The following is a 7,441-nucleotide window of genomic DNA, read 5'->3' as shown; positions in this document are numbered from 1 at the left end:
TCGGGCCAGAATGGGAAGTGTTCAAGGTCCGCGGCAAGGTCTTCATGCTCTTGACCGAGGTCACCGGTGAACCGATCGTGATCATCAAGGCCGACCCGGAGGACAGTAAGGCGCTCCGTGAGCAGCACGACGACATCACCCCCGGCTATCACATGAACAAACGGCACTGGATCACGCTGCGCCCAGGCGGCGACCTGCACGAGCGCCTCGTCGACGAGCTGGTGACAGAGTCTTACCGGCTCGTCGTGGAGAACCTGCCGAAAGCGAAACAGCCGGTGAATCCGGTCACGTTCGGAAAGATCGACCAGTGACACTCTCCTTCATCGTCATCGAAGAGACGCGCGTCCGCGAAGAGCAGTCGCGGCGAGCAGCCCCACAGCGGGAATCGTGTTGATGCTCAGCCCCGGCTGCAGAACTGTCGCGATCGTCAGCCCGACGACCGCGACGATACCCGCGATCTGCGAGAGAGGCCCGCTCAGCACGGTGCTCACCAGCCCGGCGGCCAGGCCGAGGATGCCGGCGACCGCAGCCGGACCGACCGCGACGACCCAGTACTCCTGGCCCGTCATCGGCGCGTAGTCGTCGTAGACGAGCGCGCTGGACCCGTACCAGGTCCATGCGAGGATCCAGACAGTGGATGCTCCGGCGAGCAATACAAGGAGCAGGCGCGCCGCTCGATCGCGACGGACGAGCATCGCCACGAGAGTTCCGAGCACGATCGCAAGAAACCACATCAGTCCGAGAACCACGGCGACACCGAGGTATCCGATGCCGTCGCTGCACATCCAGGCGTCGGCGCCTTCAGAACCCGGTTGCCCCATGCTGCAGTTGATGTGCAGTTGATCTCGCACAAGCCACACCGTTGACGGCCCCATGACGACTGCCACGAGGCCGCTGGCGAGTACGCCCCCGCCTGCAACGATCCTCATCGCTCGCGATGCAGCAGGCGTGCGATCCGAGACTGTCGATTCCGTCGCCATCCTGGGATCCTACCCCGGGGTAGGACACTATACGAGTGGTATTTTCGTGGTTTTTTCTGTACTTATTAGGATACCTCACGTATTCTCGAACCACAGGTGATGACAGAGAAGAGGTGCGAGATGGTCACCAAGACACCAGCGCAGAACGTTGCGTACCAGCGCACTGTCCGTCTGGATATCCGTGAGATCACCCGGCGTCTCAACGCCGCGCTCGGCGGAACGCTGGTCTCAGTCCTCGCGGGCTCCAAGGACACGAAGTCTTCACACAAGTGGGCAAAGGAAGACGGGCCACAGCCTCGCCCCGAAGCTGTGAAGCGACTCGCGTTCGCCTATGAGCAGTGGCTGCGAGTCACCGACGCAGAGGGTGAGCACGTCGCTCGCGTGTGGTTCATCGGCGCCAACCCGTGGCTCGACTACGACACTCCGATCAACGCGATCCGCGAGGACCGCCTGAAGGAAGTCAACCGGGCCGCGCAGGCTCTGATCGACGACTCGTTCAACGGCTGAACCGCCTTGACACAGCGCCGAAGGCGGTCCGCCCTTGTCTTGGCAAGGTCTAGTCGATAGTCGCTTCTTACAGCCGCTCCGAGGAGCCCTCCGCCGACTCCAGCGCGTTTATGCGTTTATGTTGTGCGGTCTTGCGCAGCGTCGCGCTCGAAGAGCGGGAACCGTCTTTCCTCGCGCCAACGGCCGCGTGAATCCTCGATAAGAAGGACGACGGCCGACGCAGTCCCACTCAACGGCAGCTCTTCTTCGATAGTTTGCACAGCCTGTTTCAACTCTTCGTAACTGCCGGAATCACCCACGGTGGCATGAGGTACGGATCCGTCGTACTGGCCTCCGTAAGGCGGATACCCCGGGAACGCGTGCACGACTGCAGCAGTCAGGTCGAGGAACGGGGCGGAAGACTGCGGTGCAAGCCAGAGCACCTCCTCGCCGAACCATCCGGTATGCGTCAGGGAGAAGTCGAACTGGGGCACAGTGCGAAACGTTCTGGCGAGGACATTGTCCACGCCGTCGTCGAGCAGTTCAGCGGGCATGAAGGGAAACAAGACCGTCAGGTGGGGAGGCACGTCGAAGCGTGCGTCGGCGGCGAATTTCTGCCTCAGCGCGGCGAGCGTGGCCGACGCTGGTGCCTCAACGATCAGCGCTGTCCGGGACATCTCTCGATGCTAGGCGACGCACCCCTCACACCAGCGGCACCCAGAGATCCTCGGGAGCACGGCCGGCGAGCGTCGGCCAGACAGCATCCGCCGCACCCTCCGGGATCGCGACGTGGTGCGGGATGCCGACGACCTGTGCACCGGCGGCGCGCGCAGCTGCGAGCCCGATGAGCGAATCCTCGATGGCAACGCAGTCGCGCACATCGACGCCGAGCAGCTCCGCGGCCCGCAGATACGCGTCGGGGAACGGCTTGCCCCGTTCGACGGCATCCCCGGTGACGATGACGTCGAACGTGTCGTCCGGCAGCGCATCGATGACGGCATCCGCATAGCTCCGATACGACATGGTCACCAGCGCGAGCGGGATGCTGTCGGCACGAAGCGCTGACAGCATCTCGACCGCGCCGGGGCGCCAGGTGAGTCCGGCGGCCGCCGTGTTGCGCATCGCGAGCTCGAGCTGGCGATCGACCAGTTCGTCCACCGGCACGTCGACACCCCAGCCACGCATGAGCTCGGCCCCGGCGGTCAGAGACGTCCCGACCAGTGCCGCCAGAGCATCCGGCGACGGTTCGATCCCGTGCGCCCGCGCGATCTCATCGGCGGCGATGCTCCAGTGCGCTTCGGTGTCGACGATCGTGCCGTCCATGTCCCACAGCACCGCGGCCGGCCGGCGACGCACAGCAGAAGAGGAATCGTTCATGGTGTCACTCCGGGAGAAGGGCTCGGCCCCGTGCGCCGGGGGGGTGCGCACGGGGCCGAGCGTCGAAATGGATCAGGCGTTGCGGCGAGCGCGCAGCGCCAGACCGAGACCGCCGAGCACGAGTGCGCCCGCGGCCAGGCCGAGGCCCCACGGCAGGTCTGCACCCGTCGTGGCGAGGTCGCCCGCGGCCGTTTCGTCGTCAGCTGCGGGGTTCTCAGCGTCGCCGGTGTCGCCCGAGCCGCCACCCGGGTTGCCGGGCGCCTCGGGCTCCGGGTTCTCGGGCTCCGGGGTTCCGGGGTCCGGGTTCTCCGGGTCCGGGTTCTCCGGAGCCGGCCGCACATCCGCATCGAACGCGACGAGCGGGTTCGCGATCTCGACCTGACGCAGCTGCTCATCCGTCGCGAAGTCGTACGCGGTCACGACGACGCGGTCGCCGTACGAGTCGAGCGTCAGCCCCTGGTTGATGTCTCGCGTCGTGACCTCGCTGATCCCGGCGGTGTTCTCGCCACGCGCGTCCCACTCGATGTGCATCGCGATCGTGTTGATGGCCCGGAATCCGTCGGGGTGGCCGTCATCGGTACGGCGCTGCACGGCCCAGTCGCCAAGGTCGGCCGGGTAGTGCGTGTGTCCGGTGAAGAGGATCGCATTCGGGTAGTTGCCGAGGATGCTCGTCAGCCGATCGTTCATCTGATGATGGCCGTGGTACCCGGGGATCCAGGATGCCGAGACCGTGTCACCCAGCGGGAAGTGCGTCATCACCACGACCTGCTTGTCCAGGGCGGTCCAGTGCGCGAGGCGCTCCTCGAAGAACGCCACCTGCTCGTCCGACATCGCCACATCCGTCGGCGATCCGAACTCCTGCCCGAGGACGATCACGGGCAGGTCGCCCGCCGGTCCCTCGATGACGTACTCGGCCCACGGCTGCTCGCGCTCTGCGAATGCGAAGAAGCGCTCCATGTTCGCGTCGAACCCACCCGGGGCGTACCGCTCGTGGTTGCCGTTGGCGGCGACCGTCTGACGCGGACGGATGTCGGCCGTGGCATCCATCACGTCATAGATCTCCTGCCACTCGCCCGACGTTCCCGAGTTCACGATGTCACCGACGAGCAGCATGCCGTCGGCCTCGGGTGCGATCTCGGAGTAGTCGCCGAGCGCGTGCTCGAAGTCTGCGGGGTGACCCTGGATGTCGCTCATGACCCAGGCCTGTGTCGGCCTCGCCTCCGTCGCCTTCAGCACCTCGTGCACGGCGACCGAGTCGATCGCCCAGTAGCGGGCACCCTCGTCGGCGGTGAACTGCCACGAGAAGACGGCCTCTTCGGCGTCCTCCGGCACCTCGACGACGACATCCTGCGCGTAGTTCATCTGACGGGCGTCATAGTCGTCGGCGACGCTCTCGGAGTCGAGCCGCAGGATCTCGCTGCTCGCCCCGCCGTCGAAGCTCACGCTCACGACGCCGGACTGCCCGGCTGCTCCCCGGTAGTGGCTGTCGAAGGTGAGACGAGCCGAAGCTAGGCCGTCGACCGAGACCGGCGCCGAGGTCAGTGTGGTGTCGAGCGCGCCGCCCGACTGCTGCGCGTCGGCGACGGCGAGCACGCCGAGCGGACGGGCGAAGCGGCCGCGCATCTCGTCGATCTCACCGGTCCAGTCGGCACGGGTGGTGAAGGTCCAGGCGCTGTAGTCACCAGCATCCGTCTCGGATTCGACCGTCCATCCCTCCGGTGCACCCTCGACGCTGAAGCCCTCGCGATGGATGACACCGTCAGTCGAGACATCGGTCGCGACCGGGTCGATCTCGACGGGCGCAGCCGGATCGCCGGGCTGCGACTGCTCGGGGTCGGGCACGGCGACGTCACCCTCGATCGTGAAAGAGACCGGCTCGCCGACGCGCGTCCAGCCGTCGTCGTACAGGTACTCCAGGCGGTAATCGCCCGCCGGCAGCGGGTCTCCGGAGCGGTCGTTCAGCGGGATGCTGACGCTTCCCGACTCGCCCGGCGCATAGTCCCAGGCGAAGCCGCAGCCCGAGCACGGGGTCTCGGCGGATGCCGGGTAGACGGCGACCCAGTTGCGATCCGTCGGACGATCGGTGGCGTACTCCGCCGTGATCGAGTCGCCGACGGCGAAGGTCGTGTCGGCCAGGGTCAGCTGTGACGCGGCGGCCGCGACGGCGTCGGCCTGAGCAGCGTTGGCCTGTGAAGCGTTGGCCTGTGCAGCGTTAGCGGGTGCGGCACTGGCCGCCGTGAGTCCGGGCGACAGCAGCAGCGCGCCGGAGACGGCGAGGGCGCCGACCGCTGTCGCGCCCCGGCGACGGCGTGCCGCAGGCGTTGAGGGCGAATGCATGAACGGGTTCCTTCCAGAGCAGAGAGGCGGTCACCGCAGGGGGATCGGCGCCGCGGAGGCTGACCTCCGCTCTCGACAGAACCGGCGGATCGTTACATCCCGGTGAACACCCGGCGACATCCGTCTGGCCGACCTGCGTGAACAGCGATACCGGTGCGCCCGCCCGCGCGCACCTGTCCTGAAACGCTGCTGTTCTGAAACGCTGCCTTCAGGCGCGCCCGACGAGGTTCCCCGACCCCGAGGCGTGCACTTCGAACGTGATCGTGTCGGGCGCGTATCTGTCATCGCCGTACTCGATCGGCATCCCGTCTTCGCCCTTCGTCTCGCGGCGCAGACGCAGCAGCCGGGTCGATCGCCGCAGGCCCAGCAGCTCGGCATCCTCGCTCGATGCCGCCACCGTGTCGATCCGGTGCGTCCCGAACGCCATCGCGATCCCGGCGCCCTGCAGCGCGGCCATGACTGACGGCTCATCGGGCGGGAGCGCCTCGATCACCGGCGCCACGCGCGGCGGATACGTGGTGCGCTCGACCATGACCGGCCGCCCGTCGAGCGTGCGCACCCGGGTCACCCACAGCACGTCGTCGCCGGCGCGCATCCGCAGCACGCGGGCATCGACCGCCGACGCCGGACCCCACTCCTGCCCGACGACCCGGCCGCCCGGCGTCATCCGACGCGACAGCGCCCACTGCGCGAACGAGCGCATCTCGGCGAACTCCTGGGTGCGGAAATCCGCGCGCACCCGCCACCCCGAGCCCGGGTGCGCGGTCACCAGCCCCCGACGCTGCAGGGCCGCGAGCGCATTGCGCACCACCCCGCGCGAGACGGCGTACTGACCGGCGAGACTCTGCTCCCCCGGCATCCGCTCCCCCGCACCGAACTCACCCTGCAGGATGCGCCGGCGCAGGTCATCGGCAACATCTCGGTAGCGGGTCACGACTCGATCCTCGGCGGCTTCACGGCGGCCAGGGTAGATCATCGAGGCGAACGGATGGTGCGGATCGAGGCCGGGCGACGGCGACCGTTCACACGCTCGCGAGGATGAGAGCGACGCTGACGATGCCGATCACGACGACGAACGCGGTGAGAGCGATCGCGAGGCGGCCGTCGGGCAGCCGGGCACGGTCACCGTCACGTTCGAGCGCGATCGTGCCCTGTCGGTAGCGTCGGCGTGCGGCGATCCACAACGTTCCCGAGGCGAGCACGCCGGCCACGCCACCGAGTGCCCACCAGGCGCTGCCGAAGACCTCCGGCAGGACGCGCAGCGCGACGAGCGACCCGACCCCGAGCGCGAGGCAGGTACGCCGCCAGGCGAGCTCGGTGCGCTCGGGCTGCAGTCCGGGGTCGAAGATCGTCGTCACGGCAGCCCCGTCATCGCCACAGGATCGCGAGCACGACGAGGACTCCGGCGATCGTCACCGCGACGCCGAGCACCACGCCCAGCAGTGAACCAGGGAGCGGCTGGTTGCGGCGCAGCGACCGCTCGGTGCGCGACCACGCGATCCACGCGAACGTCGGCACGAGAATGCCCGTGACCGCGAGGACGAGGGATGCCGCGAGCCGCAGCGTTGGCTGCAGATCAAGCCCCAACAGTTCCAGCGCGACGCCGGCGGCGATGAGTGCCAGCGACGTGCGGATCCACGCCAGGAAGGTGCGCTCGTTCGCCAGCGTGAAGCGCGCATCGGGCTCGTCGCCGTGGCGATAGACGGATGCCGGGAATCTTCTGCCGCCGCTCACAGCGCGACCGTCCGGAATCCGATGTTGCTCGCCGCCGAGTCGGGAGTGTTCTGCGAGCGCGCCGAGTTGCGGTACCGGTTGCAGTACGAGATGTGGCAGAGGAAGCTGCCACCGCGCAGCACCCGCACCTGTCCGTGCTCGGGCCCCGTCGGCGAGGTCGCCGGGGAGGTGCCGTAGTAGTTCGGATCGAACCAGTCCTGGCACCACTCCCACACGTTTCCGACCGGCTGCCACAGCCCGTAGCCGTTCGGCTCGAACGAGCGCACCGGTGCCGTGGTGAGGAAGCCGTCCTCGCGCGTATTCACCCGGGGGAACTCGCCCTGCCAGATGTTCGCCCGCCAGCCCCCGGCATCCACCTCGTCGTGACCCCACGGGTACTTCGCGCTGTCGATCCCGCCGCGCGCGGCGTACTCCCACTCCGCCTCGGTGGGCAGACGCGCGCCCGCCCACGCGCAGTAGGCGACGGCGTCGTACCAGCTGACGTGCACGACGGGGTGGTCGCCGAGACCGTCGAGCGACGAATCGCG

The 7,441-nt window shown here is 68.0% G+C and carries 10 protein-coding genes; 2 read left to right on the top strand and 8 right to left on the bottom strand.

The features are described from left to right. Nucleotides 1–311: MmcQ/YjbR family DNA-binding protein (locus tag ACTICP_RS15335; protein ID WP_441893823.1), on the top strand; the 311-nt coding region annotated here is incomplete at its 5' end. Between the two features lie 15 nt (nucleotides 312–326). Here the strand turns inward: ACTICP_RS15335 and ACTICP_RS15330 are convergent. After that, the gene (locus ACTICP_RS15330) at nucleotides 327–929 is read right to left on the bottom strand and encodes a hypothetical protein (RefSeq protein WP_441893821.1); all 603 of its coding nucleotides are present in this window, start codon (nucleotides 927–929) and stop codon (nucleotides 327–329) included. A gap of 171 nt (nucleotides 930–1,100) precedes the next feature. Here ACTICP_RS15330 and ACTICP_RS15325 point away from each other — a divergent pair, with 171 nt between their 5' ends. Then, nucleotides 1,101–1,487, top strand: a complete 387-nt coding sequence (locus ACTICP_RS15325; RefSeq protein ID WP_441893819.1) for a hypothetical protein — start codon at nucleotides 1,101–1,103, stop codon at nucleotides 1,485–1,487. 116 nt (nucleotides 1,488–1,603) lie between these two features. Here ACTICP_RS15325 and ACTICP_RS15320 read toward each other — a convergent pair whose 3' ends face one another. The 7 genes from ACTICP_RS15320 to ACTICP_RS15290 form a co-directional block, all read right to left on the bottom strand. Continuing rightward, a complete protein-coding gene (locus ACTICP_RS15320; protein WP_441893817.1) occupies nucleotides 1,604–2,143 on the bottom strand; it encodes a 2'-5' RNA ligase family protein in 540 nt (179 codons plus the stop codon). 25 nt (nucleotides 2,144–2,168) lie between these two features. Next, on the bottom strand, nucleotides 2,169–2,843 hold the full coding sequence (locus ACTICP_RS15315) for an HAD family hydrolase (protein WP_441893815.1): 675 nt from the start codon (nucleotides 2,841–2,843) through the stop codon (nucleotides 2,169–2,171). Between the two features lie 72 nt (nucleotides 2,844–2,915). Then, nucleotides 2,916–5,180: a DUF4073 domain-containing protein gene (locus ACTICP_RS15310; protein WP_441893813.1), complete on the bottom strand. Its 2,265-nt coding sequence runs from the start codon at nucleotides 5,178–5,180 to the stop codon at nucleotides 2,916–2,918. Between the two features lie 208 nt (nucleotides 5,181–5,388). Further along, complete coding sequence (locus ACTICP_RS15305; protein ID WP_441893811.1) at nucleotides 5,389–6,114, bottom strand: GntR family transcriptional regulator; 726 nt, start codon at nucleotides 6,112–6,114, stop codon at nucleotides 5,389–5,391. A gap of 88 nt (nucleotides 6,115–6,202) precedes the next feature. Beyond that, complete coding sequence (locus tag ACTICP_RS15300; RefSeq protein WP_441893809.1) at nucleotides 6,203–6,538, bottom strand: DUF202 domain-containing protein; 336 nt, start codon at nucleotides 6,536–6,538, stop codon at nucleotides 6,203–6,205. A gap of 10 nt (nucleotides 6,539–6,548) precedes the next feature. Beyond that, nucleotides 6,549–6,914: a YidH family protein gene (locus ACTICP_RS15295; RefSeq protein ID WP_441839169.1), complete on the bottom strand. Its 366-nt coding sequence runs from the start codon at nucleotides 6,912–6,914 to the stop codon at nucleotides 6,549–6,551. Continuing rightward, nucleotides 6,911–7,441 (bottom strand): formylglycine-generating enzyme family protein (locus ACTICP_RS15290; protein WP_441893806.1); only part of this gene is annotated, 531 nt, incomplete at its 5' end. The genes ACTICP_RS15290 and ACTICP_RS15295, both read right to left, overlap by 4 nt.

The organism is Microbacterium sp., assembly GCF_052102115.1.
In the GTDB taxonomy this organism is placed as follows: Bacteria; Actinomycetota; Actinomycetes; order Actinomycetales; family Microbacteriaceae; genus Microbacterium.
The sequence above is the reverse complement of the archived record's forward strand: the minus strand, read 5'-3'. Positions and strand labels throughout refer to the sequence as shown.

Bases quoted from the DNA above. Each gene is read 5' to 3' on its own strand.
- ACTICP_RS15315 (WP_441893815.1), bottom strand. From the start codon at position 2,843: ATGAACGATTCCTCTTCTGCTGTGCGTCGCCGGCCGGCCGCGGTGCTG.
- ACTICP_RS15325 (WP_441893819.1), top strand. From the start codon at position 1,101: ATGGTCACCAAGACACCAGCGCAGAACGTTGCGTACCAGCGCACTGTC.
- ACTICP_RS15320 (WP_441893817.1), bottom strand. From the start codon at position 2,143: ATGTCCCGGACAGCGCTGATCGTTGAGGCACCAGCGTCGGCCACGCTC.
- ACTICP_RS15310 (WP_441893813.1), bottom strand. From the start codon at position 5,180: ATGCATTCGCCCTCAACGCCTGCGGCACGCCGTCGCCGGGGCGCGACA.
- ACTICP_RS15330 (WP_441893821.1), bottom strand. From the start codon at position 929: ATGAGGATCGTTGCAGGCGGGGGCGTACTCGCCAGCGGCCTCGTGGCA.